Here is a 17,622-nt window from a genome sequence, read left to right on the forward strand (position 1 = left end):
TTAAAAACGGATGCGCGTTTGCCGGCTTGTGCGAGCCCGCCTGGAACTTGGTTATGCCTGACAGGCAGTGCCGCGCCGGCCTAGGGTTCGCCGAGGTTATCGAACACCGTTTCGAGCATGCGGTTCAGGCGCTGGATCTGCGCTTCGGTCATGCCGGTGAAACTGCGCTTGAACACGTCACCGGTGGCCGCCTGGATGCGTTCAATCGCCTCGCGCCCCTGCGCGGTGATGCGCACCTGGGTGACCCGGCCGTCGTCCTCGCACGGTGCGGTATCCACCAGGCCGTCTTCCTTCATGCGGTAAACCGTCTTGGTGATGGTCGACAGCTTGGCGATAGCATGCGTGGAAATTTCCGAAATACTCGACTGGCCGTTCTCCTTGAGGATGAACAGCACCCGCCAGCGCGGGATGTCCAGGCCGATTTTTTTCAGGGCCTTTTCCATGTACTGGCTGTAGCGGCCATGCACCATGGCGAGCCAGTAGAACGGGAAATCTTCCTTGTGAAAGTCTTCACTGCCGGGGTCGTAGCGGCCTGCGTGTTTCTTGGGTGGGCTCATGGTCTGCTCATGTCGAAGGAGGCGAGCAATCATAGACTTTTCTCGTGAATCCGACACGGGTTTTGACCGCCCTACAGACGCCATTGTGCGCGGAAATATAATTGACAATTCACGTAATATTCGGTGAGTGTGAAAAAAGCAAAGGGCGCATCGGGCGCCCTGATTGCGCATTTTGCACTGAAGGTGACGTGACATGACCCTGGTGATTGAACAGCTTTCCCTTGGCGGCGATGGGCCGACCGTCATGGTCAAGGACACCATCGATATCGCCGGCTCGCCGACCCGCGCATCCAGCCAGGCCCTGGCAGATGCCGCACCGGCAGCCGCCCACGCCGATGTGGTACAGGCGCTGCTGGACCAAGGCTGCCGCATAGTGGCGAAGACCAGCCTGCATGAACTGGCGTTCGGCACCACGGGCATCAATCACTGGACCGGCACCGCGCCGAACCCGCGTTTCCCTGGGCGTATTCCGGGTGGTTCCTCCAGTGGTTCGGCGGCGGCCGTGGCGGCCGGGTTGGCGGATTTTTCCCTGGGGACCGACACAGGCGGTTCGGTGCGCATCCCGGCGTGTTGCTGTGGCGTGTTCGGTTTTAAACCAACGTTCGGGCGGGTCAGCCGGCGCGGGGTGATGCCGGCGCACAGCAGCCTCGATTGCGTTGGCCCGTTTGCCGCGAGCCTGCCGATGCTGGTTACCGCCATGCAAGCCATCGACGTCACCTTCAAACCTGTCTCGGCGCCGGCTTCGCCGCGCCTGGGCATCGTGGCCGTGCAGGCGAGTGCAGCCGTACAGCGCGTGATCGACGCGGCCATCGCCGGCAGCCGGTTGCCGGGCCAAACCCTTGCACTGCCCAGCCTCCAGGCGGCTTATGAGGCCGGCATGGTGGTGATCAACCGCGAGACCTTCGATGCCTGCGGGCACTTGCTGGCAACCGGCAAAGTGGGCGCCGATATCGCCGCGCGCCTGGCCGCCGCCGGCCACACCACGGCTGCGGCACTGGCGCAGGCCGAGCAGGTGCGCGTGCAGTTCAGTGCCGAAGTCGACGCCGCCTTGCAGTTGGTCGACGTGCTGGTGCTGCCGACTATGCCGGACTTACCCCTGACCCTGGCCGAGGCGGGCGACACCCAGGCGGTGCTGGGCATGACCGCCTTCGTGCGCCCGTTCAACCTGTCGGGGCACCCGGCGCTGAGCATTCCGCTGGCCAGTGCCGAGGGCCTGCCGGTCGGCTTGCAACTGGTCGGGGCCAAGGGCGCCGATGAACAACTGCTGGCCATCGCCGGGCGCTTGCTTGAACGCCTTTACGCCGGGCAGGAGGATTGACATGAACACAGCCGCCCCACGCGCCGATCTGGAACAACGCCTGCGCCGTTTTGAAACCCAGGACAGCGCCCGCGCCTGCATGAACCGCTACATGGTGTTGTGTGATGCCCTCGACGCCCACACCCCGCTCGATGAGCTGGCCGGCCTGTTCACCCGGGACGCGGTGTGGGAGGGCAAGGGCGCCAGGTACGCCAAGAGTTTTGGTGGCTACCGTGGGCGCGAGGCCATTGCGGCAATGTTCGCCGGCTACATGAAAACTCCGGCACACTTTGCCCTCAACGTGCACTTCCTCACCAGTGAGCTGATCGAGGTGCGCGACGATGCGGTCATCGGCAGTTGGGTGATGTTGCAGACGTCGACCTTCGCCAGCGGTGCCTCCCATCTCAATGCGGCGCGCCTGACGGTGCGCTTCGCCGAGGAAGATGGGCACTGGCGCATGGCGCATTTCCAGACCGAAAACCTGTTCGGCCGCCCGGTGCAGGCATGGAACAGCGACGCCGAGCTACCGGTGCCCTCAAGCGCTGACGCATAACCCCGTACCCCAAAACAACGCAGACCCCCTGTGGGAGCGGGCTTGCTCGCGAAGGCGGTGTATCAGTCGACTCATGTTGACGTGATACACCGCCTTCGGGAGAAAGCCCGCTCCCATATTTTTGTGTGTAAAAAATAAATAATTTTTCGCGGGTTTCAGGTTTTATACGGGGGTGTTTTGTGTGTTTTTTATTGATTAAAAACAAATAGATATAGTTGTTTGTTCCAGTAATTCCCGCTTTTAATTACGTGATTAGTGGTGTTGTTTAGCATGATAAATCAATTGACAATTCACGTATTAAGGACCAGATTCACCGCCAACGGCACCCACAAAAACAAAGGTAATCACTATGCCGATCCATCCCGCTCGTTGCGCGTCTCGCCCCATCTCGACCCTGATTTCCTGCCCAGCCCAATACCGTTCCTGACAACGGAGTAAATGTATGCATTCGCTAAAAAAACCAGCGGTGGGTGCGGTGAGTCCGCTTGCCAGTGGCCCCGCTTTCGAAGCGTTGCTCGTCGATGTGCGTGAACGGGCCCGTACCGGTGAATTCGACCGCCAGCGCCATATCTCGCCGGATGTGATCGAAGCCTTCAAGCATCACGGTGTCTACCGGGCGCTGGTGCCCAAGCGCTTTGGTGGCCTGGAGTGTTCGCCGGCCGAGTTCTGCCAACTGATCGAGCGTATTGCCCAGGCTGATGGATCTGCTGGCTGGGTCGCCAGTTTCGGCATGAGCCCGGTCTACCTCGCGGCACTGCCGCCCGCCAGCATTGCCCAGGTGTATGCCGACGGCCCTGACGTGGTGTTCGCCGGCGGCATCTTCCCGCCGCAACCGGCTGAAACGGTCGCGGGCGGCTTTGTGGTCAATGGCCGTTGGAAGTACTCCAGCGGCTCCCTGGGCGCGGACATCGTCGGTGTCGGCATCGCCCCGAAAAGTGGCGATACCTTCGGCCTACCGCGCATTGCGGTGATGCCGCGCAGCGCGATTCGCGTCGAGCAGACCTGGGACACCGTCGGCCTGCTCGGCACCGGCAGCCATGATCTGGTCGCCGACAACGTGCGGGTCGACGAGCAATGGACGTTCGTGCGCGGTGGCCTGCCGAATCTGGACGAGGCGTTTTTCCGCTACCCATCGCTGTCATTCGCCACCCAGGTGCTCTCGGTGGTCGGCCTGGGTGTGGCGCGTGCGGCACTCGATGCGCTGGCGGACATGGCCAGCGGTCGCGTGTCGGTCACCGGCGCCCCGGCGATTGCCGATCGGCCACTGGCCCAGGTCGACATTGCCCGCGCCGAAGCCGAACTGCGCGCCGCGCGTGCGTTTTTCTACGAATCCATCGACCGCGCCTGGGACTACGTGCTGGCCGGCGACGCGGTCCCCGTGGCCGCGACCAACCTGTTGCGGCTGTCGTCGACCCATGCCACCCGCGTCGCCGCTGACGTGGCGCGTACCGCGCAAATGCTCTCGGGCATGAGCGGTGTGTACAACGACAGCCCGCTGGCGCGCTGCGTCAACGATGCCCAAGTGGTCACCCAGCACGCCTTCATGGGCGACATCACCTATCAGAACGCCGGAGCCATGTTCTTCGGCAAACAGCCTCTGCCTGGCTACCTCTAACCGTCGAGAACAAAAAAATGAGCGATAAAAAGACCTTGCGCGTGCTGTTCTGCATGGGCATCAACCAGAACTTTTTCGACGCCCCGCGCGATGAGCAATTGCAGGTGTGGGCAGCGTTCAGCGCCATGTGGAACGGTATCCACGACCTCGCTGGGGTCAAGGTGCTGGGCAACATGGATGACGACCAGAGCATGGTCGGGCCGTCCGATGGCTTCCCCTGGACCACCTACCTGCTGGCCGACGTGCCGGACATCGAGACCGTGCATACCGCGTGCAACCTGTTTCGCAGCACGCCGGTGGGCGACGGCCCTACAAGTTGTGGCGCTACACCAAGGTTGAAGCCCGGGTTGGGCGCGAGCTGATCATCCAGCGTACTTGATGCCGACGAGGACACTTCCATGAGCAAGTTGATTCCCGCTGTAAACCTCGCCGTAGACCCCGCCGACCTGGTGCAGGCCGACCGCGTCCACACCTCGATGTACACCGACGCGCAACTGTTCGACGCCGAGCTTGAGAAGATTTTCTACAGCACCTGGATCTGGGTCGCCCACGACAGCGAGATACCCGACAACGGCAGCTACAAGACCACCTACGTCGGCAAGCAGCCGGTGATTGTGGTGCGTGATCGCAAGAAAGACGTACGTGTGCTGCTCAATCGCTGTCGCCACCGTGGCGCCACGGTGTGCGAACACAAGAAGGGCAAGACCAACAGCTTCGTCTGCCCCTACCACGGCTGGGGCTACGCACTGGATGGATCGCTGCGCGGCATTCCGCACCCGGAAAGCTACGGCGACTGCATCGACAAGGCCGAGCTGCCGCTGGTCAGCCTGCGCACCGAAAGCTATGCCGGCATGATTTTCGCCACGTTCAAGGACGATATCGAGCCGCTGGAAGACTACCTTGGCGCGGCGAAAAAATGGATGGACCTGTTCATGAAACAGGGCGCCGGCTACGGCATCAAGGTGCCGGGCGAACACCGCTTCCGCTTCCCCGGCAACTGGAAGATCCAACTGGAAAACACCACCGACGCCTACCACTTCCCGTTGGTGCACAAGAGCTTTTTGTCATCGGTGGACGAACAGACCATGGCGCTGTTCGACTTCGTCAAAGGTCCCGGCTACGTCGAAGACCTGGGCAACGGCCACAGCGTGATGGTGATGATTCCCGACCTGATCGACCTCGAGGCCGACCTGGACAAACCGATCCCCGAGCGTTTCGAAGGGCTGGCGGCCGAGCTGCGCGACGAAGGCATCGACGAGCAACAAGTCCGCCGGATCGTGCGTGCGGTCGGTGGTACTGGCTTCAACCTCAACCTGTTTCCCAACGTCGCCTGTTCGATGGCGTTCTTTCGTGTACTGCAACCGATCTCGGTGACCGAGACCGAAATCCACCACGCGGTGATCACCATGGACGGCGGCCCGGCCGTGGCCAACCGTTACCGCCTGCGCCTGCACGAGCACTTCCAGGGCCCGATGGGCTTCGGCACTCCCGACGACTCCGAAGCCTGGGAACGGGTTCAAAAAGGCGCCGGCGCCGGTGAAGACCTGTGGATCATGCTCAATCGCGGCCTGCCCGGCGAGCAGGCCAGTGAGGACGGGCGAGTGTCCGACGTGAGTGCCGAGACCGGCATGCGCGCCGGGTACCAGCAGTGGAAGAAGATGATGTCGGCCTGACCTGTGGAGAACCTTATGAACCTGCAATTACTGCAAGAAGTCACCGCTTTCATCTGGCAGGAAGGCGACATGCTCGACCACGGTGAATACGACGGCTGGTTGAAGATGTGGACCGAAAAGGGCACCTACATCATTCCGATCAACCCGAAGGAAACCGACTTCGAGAACAGCCTTAACTACGCCTACGACGACCACGCCATGCGTGAGCTGCGGGTGCAGCGCCTGACCGGCGGCGAGTCGATCTCCACCAGCCCGCAACCGCGCACGGTGCGCCTGCAATCGCGGTTCCGCGTGCTGGCCGACGACGGCAACCAGGTCAGCGTGCGCTGTGCGCAGAACGTGCGCGAGTTTCGCAAGGAAAGCCTGAAATTCTACAGCGCCGACCTGACCTACGACCTGATCCGCAGCGACAGCGGTTTCAAGATCCACCGCAAGGTGGTCAGCCTGATTAACAGTGACGATGCCCTCGCTGGTATCGGCTACATCCTCTGAGGCGCGCCGACATGAACCAGATTGCGTTGGTGACGGGCGCGGGGCAGGGCCTGGGGCAGCATTTCTGTGCCAGCCTGCTGCGGGCCGGGTACTCGGTGGTAATCAGCGATCTCAACCTTGAGGCCGCACAAGCCTGCGCCAGGCAGTTGGACCCCGGCGCAGAGCGCACGCTTGCGTTGCAACTGGACGCCGGCAGCAAGGCCGATTTCGAAGCGGCCCTGGACCAGGTGCTGGTGCGCTTCGGCACGCTGCACGTGGTGGTCAATAACGCCGCGGTGACCAAGACCACGCCGTTGCTGCAGATCAGCCCCGAGGAGTTCGACGCCGTGGTGGGCCTGAACCTGCGCAGCGTGTTCCTCGGCTGCCAGGTGTTGGGCGCGTACATGGCCGAGGCCGGCTACGGACGCATCATCAACATGGCGTCCCTGGCCGGGCAGAACGGCGGTACCGCGACCGGCGCGCATTACGCCGCGAGCAAGGGCGGCATCGTCACGTTGACCAAGATCTTCGCCAAGGAATTTGCCGCGCGCGGGGTGACCGTGAACGCGATCGCTCCGGGGCCGATCGAGTCGGCGGCGGTGCGCGCGGCGATCCCGCCCGAACGCCTGCCGGGCCTGCTGGCCAATATTCCGGTGCAGCGTCTTGGCGATGCGGATTTTCTGGGTGACCTGATTGTGCAGTTGGCACGGCCCGAAGCCTATTTCACCACCGGGGCCACCTGGGACGTGAATGGCGGCCTGTTCATGCGCTGACTGATAACGGCCGCCACGGCGGCCTTTGCGAACTCCATGGAATAACGGCCATGACTGAACAACTGTTGGACGTAGTCGTGCGCAAGCGCGAGCTGCAAGGGGACGGCGTTGTCGTCCTGGACCTGACCCGTCGTGACGGCGCGCCGCTGCCGCTGTTCGATGCCGGTGCGCATGTCGACATCCATATCGGCCCGGGGCTGGTGCGCCAGTATTCGCTGTGCAGCGACCCCGCCGACCCGAGCCTGTATCGCCTGGGCGTGCTCAAAGACCCGGCCTCGCGCGGCGGTTCGGTGGGGGTGCACGACACTCTGTTCGAAGGCCGCGAAGTGCAGATCAGCACACCGCGCAACCTGTTCCCGCTGGCGGCGCAGGCGCGGCGTTCGCTGCTGCTGGGCGGCGGCATAGGCATCACGCCGATGATCGCCATGGCCTACGCCCTGCACGCGGCCGGCAAGTCATTCGAACTGCATTACTGCGGGCGTGAGCGCGGCCGCAGTGCCTTTCTCGCAGAGTTGGCCGGCGCGCCGTTTGCTGCGCAGGTGTTCACTCACTTCGATGATGAAGGCGCCGAACAGAAGCTCGACCTGGCCAAGGTGCTGGGCCGTGGCGAGGCCGGCGTGCACCTGTACACCTGCGGCCCCGCCGGTTTCATGGACTGGGTGATCCAGGGCGCGCGCGACCGGGGCTACACCGAGGCGCACATCCACAGGGAGTATTTCCAGGTGGACGTGGACAGCTCGGGCGGCAGTTTCGAAGTGGTGGCCGCCCGCAGTGGCAAGACCGTACAGGTGGCGCAAGGGCAGAGCATTCTCGCCGCGCTGGCGCAGGTCGGCATCAAGATCGAGATTTCCTGCGAGCAGGGCGTGTGCGGTACCTGCCTGTGCGATGTGCTTGAAGGCGAGCCGGACCATCGGGACGTGTACCTCACGGACGAGGAGAAGGCCGGGAATGATCAAATTCTAGTGTGCTGTTCACGCGCCAAATCCAAAAAACTCGTGCTGGATATCTAAGGGGAACGACCATGGTAGACGTAGGCAGCTTTCGCAATGCAATGGCCATGCTGGGCGGTGCCGTGTCGGTGATCACCACCGACGGCGTGGCGGGTCGGTTCGGCTTTACCGCCTCGGCGGTGTGCAGCGTGACCGATTCACCGCCCACGCTGTTGGTGTGCATGAACCGTTCCTCGCATTCCAACGAGCATTTCAAGCGTAACGGTTCGGTGTGCGTGAACACCTTGTGTGGTGATCATCAGCACCTGTCCGGCGCGTTTGCCGACCGCACGCTGACAATGGATGAACGGTTTGCCGTCACCGAGTGGACCACGCTGGAAAGCGGCGCGCCGGTGATGCTCCAAGCGCTGGTGAATTTCGACTGCCGTATCGTGCAGGTACACGAGGTGGGGTCTCACAGTATTTTTTACTGCCAGATCCAGACCATTCGCCAGAGCGGCGCCGACGAGGGGCTGGTGTATTTCAACCGTGCCTACCACCGTCTGGGCCACGCGTCGAAGGCCTGCTGACGGCATTGTTCGAAGGCTGAAAGTTGTGAGTGTCGGTAAAATAATTTATTGACTAAAGAATAATACCTGGTTAATGATTGCGGCGCATCTGCTCAAACGCAGAGTCATTTCCAGGGTTATGCCATGGGTCAGAAAATCACGCCGTCACTCGTCAGCCTGTATGCCCAGGCTGCGCAATCCTTAGCCGAGCCTCGCTTGGCACCATTACTGATGCAGGGCTTCCCGGCAGAGCCGAATCAGCGGGTAACGTGGGGCAACTGGATGCGCTCGCCCTACAGCCAATGGGGGTTTCGCAACCTGGCGCGCCTGCGCCCCACCATTGATGTGCAGGCCGGCGCGGCGCCTGCCGGTCCACTCAAGGACGCGCCCACGGCACTGGATGCGTTGTACTTCGACAGTGAATGCGGGTTGAGCATCCGTGTCATCGATCATTTGCTGGCCAGCCAGACCGACGCTTTCTTGGTGATGCAGGGCGATACGGTGTTGTTCGAGCGTTACTTCAATGGCCAGCGCGCAGGTGACCGGCACATCATGTTCTCGGTGACCAAGTCGCTGATCGGTACCCTGGGTGAGCAACTGGTCACCCAGGGCGCGCTCAAGCCCCACTTGCCTGCCGCGTACTACGTGCCTGAATTGGCGGGCAGCGCGTTTGGCGATGCCACGGTGCGTCAGCTGTTTGATATGGCGGTGGGCATCGACTACAGCGAGGTGTATGACGATCCCGCTTCAGAGAGCTCGCAATACGGCTATGCCTGCGGCTTCCAACCGGCACCGGCGCAATACACGCGGTACGAGTCCTTGTATCAGTACCTGCCGTCGTTGCAAAAGCGCGGCGCTCATGGGGGCTTTTTCCATTACGTGACCGCGACCACCGAGGCCTTGGCCTGGGTCATGGAGCGCGCTTCGGGCCAGGCGTGCAGCCAGATGCTGGAACAGATCTGGGAGCGCCTGGGTTGCGAGCGCGACGGCTATTTCATGGCCGACCCGTGGGGGCGCAATGTCGCCGGGGCGGGGTTCAGCGCGACCTTGAGAGACATGGCGCGTTTCGGCCGTCTGCTGGCCAATGACGGGCGTCATGAAGGGGTTGAGCTGCTCTCGCCACACACCGTGGCACGTATCGCCGCCGGGGCCGATCCGGCGATCTACGCGCAAAATACCGAGTTCTCCCGCTGGACGCCGGGTGCGTCCTATCGAAGCCAGTGGTACGTATTCAACGACCACAGCCAGGCCTTGATGGCCGGTGGGATCCACGGCCAATACCTGTTCATCGACAAACCGTCCGGCGTGGTGATCGTCAAGCAATCCTCGCTGACCGAGGCGGTCAGCCCGTTCGATGGCGACAGCGTGCGCATGCTGCGCAGCATCGCCGCCCACCTGAGCCACTGATACACGCCAAACAATAAGAGTCTTGCGTTCTATTCACCTGGCTTGGCCAGGTGTTGGCGGCGCGCTGCGTCGCCATTGACTGCCCTGTAACAACAATAATTCCACAGGAGCTTCTTATGGTTTTCACCCAGCGTTTCTCTCGAGCGCTCTTAGCGTTCGGCTTACCCTTGACCACCCATGTCGCGTGGGCGGGCTACACCTTTGAGGACGGTAACCTCAAGGGTGAAGTCAATCTCACGGCGGGCGGCGCGACGTTGTCTACCCGTGGCGTCAACTTCGGCAGTGGCCGTGTCGATGGGCGCAACGGCAAAAATGGCGGCACCCGGATCAACTGGCAAGAGTTCTACGTAAAGCCGGGGGTGAAGCTCGAGTATGCGTTGCAACCCGATTTCAGCCTGCTGGCCGGCGGTTCCCTGGTGGCGGCCACCACCTTCGGCGACGGCGATGCAGGCGGCTTCACCCGCAGCTCCGACGGCAAGGTCGCCGCCGAAGAACTCTATGCAGGCGTGCGCGCCGGCGAATGGACCTTCACCGCCGGGCGCCAGAACTACATGATCGGTACGGGGTTCATCGTCATGGATGGCAACCTCGACCAGTTCAAGGACGCCGCCTACTGGCTGGGCCCGCGCACGGCCTTCCAGGATTCGGCGATCCTGGCCTGGACCCACGGCGCGCTGAAGTCGCAGGTGTTCACCTTGCGCACCGATGATGACCTGGGCGATTTCCGCATGACCGGCGTCAACCTCGATTACAACCTCGCTGACCAGGTTACGCTGGGCGCCATGGCCATGAAGGTCAACGCCCTGGGGCCCAAAGGCAGCACGCTGCCGCGTCGTCGCGACGGGATGCAGGTGTACAACCTGCGGGCGCTCAATGCCAAGGTGCCCGGTGTTCAGGCATTGACGTTGAATGCCGAATACGCCCTTGAGCGCGGCAGCGGCGAGGGTGTCGATTACGCTGCCAACGCCTGGTACGGCCAGGCCGACTATGCCTTCAACACGTTGCCGTTGACGCCGGTGATCGGCTATCGCTACGCGAGTTTTTCCGGGGACGACAACCTGGACGATAACCGCCAGAAAGCCTGGGACCCGCTGAGCAAAGGCTTCGTCGATTGGAGCACGTGGCTGGTCGGTGACGTGGTCGGCAACTACTTGCTGTTCAACAGCAACGAAAATGTCCAGCAGTTCTCGCTCAAGACCCACCTCAACGAAACCCTGACCCTCGGCGCGATTCACTACCAGTTCTGGCTGGATGAAAAAAACTACATGGGCGCGGCGGTCAGTGACCGGCGCTTTGCCGACGAGAGCGTGATATTCCTCGACTGGACGCCCACGCCGTCGTTCTATACGTCGCTGTCGTATAACTGGGTCAAGCCACTGGCCGCTGCCAGGCAGGTATTCGGCAACGACCAGAAGTTCAGTGCGTTGGAGCTGTATTTCACCTATCGCTATTAAGTGCTGCGAGCCATCGCGGCCGCGCTGGAGTGTTTTCATCATGAATGGTTTTTTGCGTAACACCTTGCTGGGCACGCTTGCTTCGCTGTTGATCAGCGGTTTTTGCCTGGCCGAAGAACGAACCGTGCGCATCTACAACTGGATCGAATACCTGCCGCCTGACGTACTCAAGAGCTTCCAGGAAGAAACCGGTATTCGCCCGATTTATGACGTGTTCGACAGTGCCGAAACCATGGAGTCCAAGCTGCTGACGGGCAACTCGGGATATGACGTGGTGTTCCCTGGCACCGCCAACCTGGGGCACTTGATCAAGGCCGGTGCCGTGCAACCGCTGGACCGCCGGCAGTTGCCGAACTGGCAGCATCTGGACCCGCAGTTCATGCAATCCCTGGAGGTGGTGGGCGACACCGGCAATCGTTATGCCGCGCCCTACCTGTGGGGCACCACGCTGATCGGCTACAACGTCGACAAAGTGCGCAAGGCGTTGGGGCCGGACGTGCAGATGAACAGCTGGGACATCATTTTCAAGGAAGAAAACCTCGCCAAGCTCGCCAGTTGCGGCGTGGGCTTTCTCGATGCCGGTAATGAAATCCTGCCGATTGCCCTGCACTACAAAGGCCTGGACCCCAACAGCCAGAAACGTGAGGACTACCCCCAGGCCCAGGCCTTGATGATGAAGATCCGGCCCTACGTGACCTACTTCAACTCGTCGCGCTACGGCATGGACCTGGCCAATGGCGATATCTGTATCGGCGTGGGCTGGTCCGGCGGTGTGGCCCTGGCCACGCGCTTGGCCGATGCCGCCGGCAAGGGCGTCAAGGTCGCGATGGCGCTGCCCAAGGAAGGCGCGCCGATGTGGTCGGACGTGATGATGATCCCGGCCAATGCGCCCGACACTGCCGAGGCCCACGTGTTCATCAATTACATCCTGCGCCCGGACGTGATTGCGCGCATCAGCAACCAGATCGGCTACCCCAACCCGAACAAGGACGCCACCGCGTTGGTGGATGCCGGCATTCGCAACAATCCCAACATGTACGTGCCGCAAGAGGCCCGCAAGACCCTGTTCGCCCTGGAGCCGGTGCCCTCCGCGGTGGAGCGCATCCGCAACCGTACCTGGACCGCCATCAAGACCAACCGCTGAGCAGCGCGGCTGACGGGGTGGGTGGTGGATTCATGTAGGAGGGGGCTTGCTCCCGATAGCAATGGGTCAGTCAGTACATGGGTCACTGACCTACCGCTACCGGTATCAGGCCTGCATGCCATAAAACAGCAACTCGGTGATGCGCCTGACCTGCAAGGAGTGCGCCTCGATATCCGGCTGTTCCTGGTTGACCAGCCTGAACAGTTGCAGGTGTGAGTAGTCGTTCAACAGGAACGCGGCCAGTTCCACATCCAGTTGCGGGCGCAGTTTGCCGGCTTGCTGCAATTCCCGGAGCAATTGGCTGATTTCGGCCCTGAGCGCATCGTTCATGGCCCTGTAGCCTGCGGGCAATTCATTGCTGCCACCGAACAGGATCAGCGGCAGCAGTTCGCGCCAGAGGCTGGGGTGCATGACCTCCAAGGCGTAACCGGTCAACAGCCGCTCCAAATGGCACATCGCATCGACCGGGTCCTGGATGTCCTGGATCAGGCTGCGGGTGTCGCTGATGGCGCGCTGGTCGGCGTTGTGCAGGATTTCGAGGATGATTTCCTGCTTGTTGCCGAAGTACTTGAACACCGTGGGCGGCGACACGCCGGCCTGGCTGGCGATCTGTTCGATGGTGGTGTTCTGGAAACCCTGGCGCTCGAACAGTTCGATGGCTGCCTGGCTGATGGCTTGCCGTCGTTCGGCTTTCTGACGTTCACGCAGTCCGCTCACGGGAGGTCCTTGTCACGAGGAAAAAGAGGGCGCTGGTCGCCCGTTACCCCAGCAAAATACTTAAATGGGTAAAGCTTTTAAAGCACTGATTGCCGGGCAGCGCGCTTGCCTGCGCAAACTCAGCGGGTTTGGCGCTGATGTTTCTTCAAACGGTAGGCAAATTGGGCGCGGCTCAGCCCCACCAGCCGGGCGGCGGCGGCCAGGTTGCCGGCGTTGCGTTGCAGGGCTTCGTTGATCAGGCGAGATTCAAGGCCTTCGATGGAAAACCCCTGGTCCAGTTGGCCAAGGGTGTCCAGCAGTGCGGGGCACGCAACCGGGCCGCTGTTCGACAGGCTGCCGTGATCGTCCAGGCTGTACGCAGCGGCGGGCAGGGCTTCGTTGCGAAACAGGTGCACCAAGTCGATGGCTTGGCCCTCATCGCTGGCGATCAAGCCGCGCTCGATCAGGTTTTGCAGTTCGCGCACATTGCCCGCGAAGTCGTAGCGCAGCAGGACTTTCAGGGCGCGCATGGTCAAGCCTGCGGGCGTGCGTGCATATTCCTGGCAGAACCGTGTGAGGAACGCATTAATCAACAGGGGGATGTCATCCCGGCGTTCGCGCAGTGGCGGCAGGGCGATGGGGTAGACATTCAGCCGGTAGAACAGGTCTTCGCGAAACGTGCCGTCCGCCACCGCTTTACGCAGATCAATATTGGTGGCGGCCACCACCCGCACGTCTACCTTGATGCCGCGCACGCCGCCGACGCGTTCGATCTCGCGTTCCTGCAAGGCCCGCAGCAGTTTGCTTTGCCCGGCCAGGCTGAGGCTGGTGATTTCATCCAGGAACAACGTACCGCCCTGGGCGCGCTCGAAACGCCCGGGACGCGAATGCGTGGCGCCGGTATACGCGCCGCGCTCCACACCGAAGAGTTCGGCCTCGATCAGGTTGTCGGGGATGGCCGCGCAATTGAGGGCCACGAATGGGTTGTCGCGGCGGGCGCTGAGTTGGTGCAACTGGCGCGCAAACATCTCCTTGCCCACGCCGGACTCACCGCTGATCAGTACCGTCGCCGGGGTCAGCGCGACACGTTGCAGGGCTTGGGTCGCGGCGTTGAAGGCGGCGCTGGCGCCAATCAGCGGTGGGGGCGCATCAAGCCTGCTGCCCTCATTGAGCGGTGGGGTGGGCGTGGTAACGGCGGGGCTGGTGATGGGTTGGGATACATTCAGGTAGCGCAGGTCCTGTTCCACGTCGCCCCATTGTTCGGCCGTCTTGCCGATCACCCGGCAACTGCTGTGGCCCATGCCACGGCATTGCACTTCGCGAAAAATCACCATTTGCCCGAAGAGGCCGCTGACGAAACCGATGGCATAGCCTGTTTCCGTCCAGCACACCGGGTCCTGGCCGATGCCATAGGCGCTGACATGTTCGTCGGCCTCGCACGAGTGGTGCCACAGAAACTCGCCTTCATAGAACCCCGAGTCAGCGTCGAATTTGAAGTGCAGCGGCTCTACCTTGGTCATGCCTTCCAGGGTATGCAGGTGCGTGCCGGCGCGAAACACCGCAGCGGCATCGGCCTGGGGCCAGCGTTCACGGATCAGGCGCGCATCGCGCAAGCCCGAGGCGTAACCGGTGCGTGTGAACAGGCCGCGCGCCTGCTCCAGCCCGAGTCTTTCGATGACCTCCCCGCGCAGGGTGCCGAAGGCGGAACTGTGCAGCAGCAGCATGCGTTGGTCGTTGAGCCAGATGCGTCCGTCTTCGGGCGAAAAAACAGGCAGTCGGTCAGTTCCGCCGGCGTCGGCGAACTGTTGTCGCTGAGTTGGCGGCTGTCGCCACGCGGATGATAGGGCGCAGTGGCCGTCGGGTGTTCAGGCACAGCGCCGTGGGGATTAGTCATTGTTATGCCCCTGCAAAGCGAATGATCGATATGAGTAACCGCTGAGATAGTTATTAAACATAACCTTATCAATTGAACAAGTGGCAGGGCTGCGGTTTTTCTCGGCGCTGGGCGCGGCGTGCCTGGGCAGTGTGCGGCAGGCCGCGGCCTAGAGCCTTCGCCGGCGGATGCTCCGGCCGGCGCGTGCAAACGGCACAGCCTTTGCTCAAGGCTTGAGGCGGCGTTTGCACCCTGTGCGGACGATGACAATTACAAGAACCGGAGTTGCCATGTCAGTGTCTGAAACCACCCACCTGCTACAGCGGGCCATTGAGTCCGAGTGCCTGTTCAACGGCGCTTGGATACCCGCCTCGGGGGCTGCGGTCCCTGTTATCGAGCCGGCCACCGGCGAACCCTTGATGCGTTGCGCCATGGCCAGCCCCGCCGACGTCGCCATTGCCAGCCGCAGCGCGGCCCTGGCCCAACCGGCATGGGCCGCCCTCGGCCCACGGGAGCGCGCCGAAGTGTTTCGCAGGGCGGCCGATCTGGCCCAGCAGTCCTTTGCCGAACTGGCGCTGTATGTCGCGCGGGAAACCGGGGCGGCGCTGTTCAAGGGCGAACACGAAGTGCGCGAGGCGATTGTGCTGCTGCATCAGGCGGCGGGGCTGTTGTCCCAACCCCATGGGCTGGTGCTGCCCAGTGCGGCGGGACGCTTGTCGTATGCGCGGCGCCAACCCCATGGCGTGGTCGGGGTGATTTCCCCGTTCAACTTCCCGTTGGTGCTGTCGATGCGTTCGGTGGCGCCGGCCCTGGCCGCGGGCAATGCAGTGGTGCTCAAGCCGGACCCGCAAACCCCGGTCAGCGGCGGGTTCCTCATCGCCCGGCTGTTCGAGGAGGCAGGCCTGCCCAAGGGCCTGCTGCACGTGTTGCCCGGTGCCGCGCCGGCGGGCGAGGCACTGTGCCGCGACCCCAATGTGCGGATGATCGCGTTCACCGGCTCCACGGCGGCGGGGCGCAAAGTCGCCGAGGTGGCCGGACGACACCTGAAAAAAGTCGCGCTGGAATTGGGCGGCAAGAACCCGTTGATCATCCTCGAAGACGCCGACCTCGACCTGGCCGCGAGCAACGCCGCCTGGGGCGCCTGGCTGCACCAAGGGCAAATCTGCATGGCCACCGGGTTGATCCTGGTGCATGAATCGATTGCCGCCAGCTTCACGCGCAAGCTGGTGGACAAGGCTCGCGCCCTGACCGTGGGCAATGCCGCCCGTGGTGAAGCCGCGCTCGGCCCGTTGATCAACGCGCGCCAATTGCAGCGTGTACACGAGATCGTCAGCGACAGCCTGCAAGCCGGTGCGCGGCTGGAAGCCGGCGGCGAATACGACCAGTTGTTTTACCAGCCCACCGTGCTCAGCGGCGTGCGGCCGGGCATGCGCGCCTTTGAAGATGAAATATTCGGCCCGGTGGCCACGCTGGTCAGTTTTGCCACGGACGAGGAGGCCATCGAGCTGGCCAACCGCACGGAATACGGCCTCTCGGCCGGCATCATCTCGCCGTCGGTGGGGCGTGCCATGGCCATCGGCGAGCGGCTTGACGTCGGCTTGCTGCACATCAACGACCAGACCGTGGCAGACGAATGCATCAACCCCTTCGGTGGGCGCGGTGCGTCCGGCAATGGCGGCAGTGTCGGCGGGCCGGCCGACTGGGACGAGTACACCCAGTGGCAGTGGGTCACCGTGAAAAACACTGCGCCGACTTACCCTTTCTGAGCCCCGGCTCGCGGTTTTGATGCACCCACGCCTATACAAAAACAAGAGGGCTTGACTATGAACCTGCACAACAAAACCCTGGTCGTCACCGGCGTCGCCTCAGGCATTGGCGCCGAGTTGGCACGGCTTGCGCGCTTCCAGGGCGCCACGGTCATTGGTGTCGATCGCCATGAACCGCAGTTGACCCTGGATGGTTTTTTTAAGGCCGACCTGGGCGACCCTGCCAGCATTGATGCCTTGGTGACGCGCCTGCCGGCGCGGGTCGACGCGCTTTGCAACATTGCCGGCGTGCCCGGCACGGCACCGGTGCAAGCGGTGGCCAAGGTCAATTACCTGGGGCTGCGCCATCTCACCCAAGCGTTGTTGCCCCGCCTGCCGGTGGGCGGCAGCATCGTCAATGTCGCCTCGGTCCTCGGCGCGCAGTGGCCGCAACGGCTGGCGCAGCACAAGGCGTTGGCGGCGACTGCAAGCTACCGCGCCGGGCAGCAATGGCTCAACGACCATCCGGTCGAGCAGGCTAGCTGTTACCAGTACTTCAAGGAGGCGCTGATTGTCTGGAGCTTTGCGCAGTCCCAGGCCTGGTTCCGCGATCACGGGGTGCGCATCAACTGCGTCGCGCCGGGGCCGGTGTTCACGCCGATCCTCGGTGACTTCGTCAGCATGCTCGGCCCGGAGCGGGTGGCCCAGGACAGCCGGCGCATGACTCGCCCGGCCATGGCCGACGAGGTGGCGGCGGTGATTGCCTTCCTCTGCTCGGACGCGGCGCGCTGGGTCAACGGCGTCAACCTGCCGGTGGATGGCGGCTTGGCGGCCACCTACGTGTAGGCCTTGCCACCCCGTTAAGC

The 17,622-nt window shown here is 62.8% G+C and carries 15 protein-coding genes and 2 pseudogenes; 14 read left to right on the top strand and 3 right to left on the bottom strand.

Annotated features, from left to right (window positions below):
• Positions 1-80: 80 nt before the first annotated feature.
• Positions 81-557: a MarR family winged helix-turn-helix transcriptional regulator gene (locus AB4O25_RS01750; RefSeq protein WP_017528254.1), complete on the bottom strand. Its 477-nt coding sequence runs from the start codon at positions 555-557 to the stop codon at positions 81-83.
• A 193-nt stretch (positions 558-750) separates the two neighbouring features.
• Here AB4O25_RS01750 and AB4O25_RS01755 point away from each other — a divergent pair, with 193 nt between their 5' ends.
• From AB4O25_RS01755 to AB4O25_RS01810, 12 genes and pseudogenes are all read left to right on the top strand, one after another.
• The gene (locus AB4O25_RS01755; RefSeq protein ID WP_017528255.1) at positions 751-1,875 is read left to right on the top strand and encodes an amidase; all 1,125 of its coding nucleotides are present in this window, start codon (positions 751-753) and stop codon (positions 1,873-1,875) included.
• A gap of 1 nt (position 1,876) precedes the next feature.
• A complete protein-coding gene (locus tag AB4O25_RS01760; protein WP_017528256.1) occupies positions 1,877-2,407 on the top strand; it encodes a nuclear transport factor 2 family protein in 531 nt (176 codons plus the stop codon).
• Positions 2,408-2,849: 442 nt separating this feature from the next.
• Positions 2,850-4,022, top strand: a complete 1,173-nt coding sequence (iacA, locus tag AB4O25_RS01765) for an indole-3-acetate monooxygenase (protein WP_065878576.1) — start codon at positions 2,850-2,852, stop codon at positions 4,020-4,022.
• Between the two features lie 17 nt (positions 4,023-4,039).
• Positions 4,040-4,401 (top strand): annotated as a pseudogene (locus AB4O25_RS01770) (IacB protein).
• Positions 4,402-4,420: 19 nt separating this feature from the next.
• Positions 4,421-5,695: an aromatic ring-hydroxylating oxygenase subunit alpha gene (locus tag AB4O25_RS01775; RefSeq protein WP_223497240.1), complete on the top strand. Its 1,275-nt coding sequence runs from the start codon at positions 4,421-4,423 to the stop codon at positions 5,693-5,695.
• A gap of 15 nt (positions 5,696-5,710) precedes the next feature.
• Entirely contained in the window at positions 5,711-6,187 is a 477-nt protein-coding gene (locus tag AB4O25_RS01780; RefSeq protein ID WP_017528260.1) for an aromatic-ring-hydroxylating dioxygenase subunit beta, read from the top strand.
• An 11-nt stretch (positions 6,188-6,198) separates the two neighbouring features.
• A complete protein-coding gene (locus tag AB4O25_RS01785; protein WP_017528261.1) occupies positions 6,199-6,939 on the top strand; it encodes an SDR family NAD(P)-dependent oxidoreductase in 741 nt (246 codons plus the stop codon).
• Between the two features lie 50 nt (positions 6,940-6,989).
• On the top strand, positions 6,990-7,949 hold the full coding sequence (locus tag AB4O25_RS01790; RefSeq protein ID WP_017528262.1) for a PDR/VanB family oxidoreductase: 960 nt from the start codon (positions 6,990-6,992) through the stop codon (positions 7,947-7,949).
• Positions 7,950-7,960: 11 nt separating this feature from the next.
• The gene (locus tag AB4O25_RS01795) at positions 7,961-8,458 is read left to right on the top strand and encodes a flavin reductase (RefSeq protein ID WP_017528263.1); all 498 of its coding nucleotides are present in this window, start codon (positions 7,961-7,963) and stop codon (positions 8,456-8,458) included.
• A 123-nt stretch (positions 8,459-8,581) separates the two neighbouring features.
• A complete protein-coding gene (locus AB4O25_RS01800; protein ID WP_017528264.1) occupies positions 8,582-9,844 on the top strand; it encodes a serine hydrolase domain-containing protein in 1,263 nt (420 codons plus the stop codon).
• Between the two features lie 116 nt (positions 9,845-9,960).
• Entirely contained in the window at positions 9,961-11,298 is a 1,338-nt protein-coding gene (locus tag AB4O25_RS01805) for an alginate export family protein (RefSeq protein ID WP_460150376.1), read from the top strand.
• A gap of 40 nt (positions 11,299-11,338) precedes the next feature.
• The gene (locus AB4O25_RS01810; protein WP_017528266.1) at positions 11,339-12,442 is read left to right on the top strand and encodes a polyamine ABC transporter substrate-binding protein; all 1,104 of its coding nucleotides are present in this window, start codon (positions 11,339-11,341) and stop codon (positions 12,440-12,442) included.
• 105 nt (positions 12,443-12,547) lie between these two features.
• Here the strand turns inward: AB4O25_RS01810 and AB4O25_RS01815 are convergent, their stop codons facing one another.
• Together AB4O25_RS01815 and AB4O25_RS01820 are read right to left on the bottom strand one after the other, a co-directional pair.
• Positions 12,548-13,159, bottom strand: coding sequence for a TetR/AcrR family transcriptional regulator (locus tag AB4O25_RS01815; protein WP_017528267.1), 612 nt, complete (start codon positions 13,157-13,159; stop codon positions 12,548-12,550).
• A gap of 119 nt (positions 13,160-13,278) precedes the next feature.
• Positions 13,279-15,032, bottom strand: a pseudogene (locus AB4O25_RS01820) (sigma 54-interacting transcriptional regulator).
• A gap of 269 nt (positions 15,033-15,301) precedes the next feature.
• Here AB4O25_RS01820 and AB4O25_RS01825 point away from each other — a divergent pair.
• Both AB4O25_RS01825 and AB4O25_RS01830 read left to right on the top strand, forming a co-directional pair.
• The gene (locus AB4O25_RS01825; RefSeq protein ID WP_017528269.1) at positions 15,302-16,777 is read left to right on the top strand and encodes a benzaldehyde dehydrogenase; all 1,476 of its coding nucleotides are present in this window, start codon (positions 15,302-15,304) and stop codon (positions 16,775-16,777) included.
• A 57-nt stretch (positions 16,778-16,834) separates the two neighbouring features.
• Entirely contained in the window at positions 16,835-17,602 is a 768-nt protein-coding gene (locus AB4O25_RS01830; protein ID WP_017528270.1) for a coniferyl-alcohol dehydrogenase, read from the top strand.
• The last annotated feature ends 20 nt before the right edge of the window (positions 17,603-17,622 follow it).

The sequence above is a fragment of the Pseudomonas sp. S3_A03 genome, assembly GCF_054668275.1.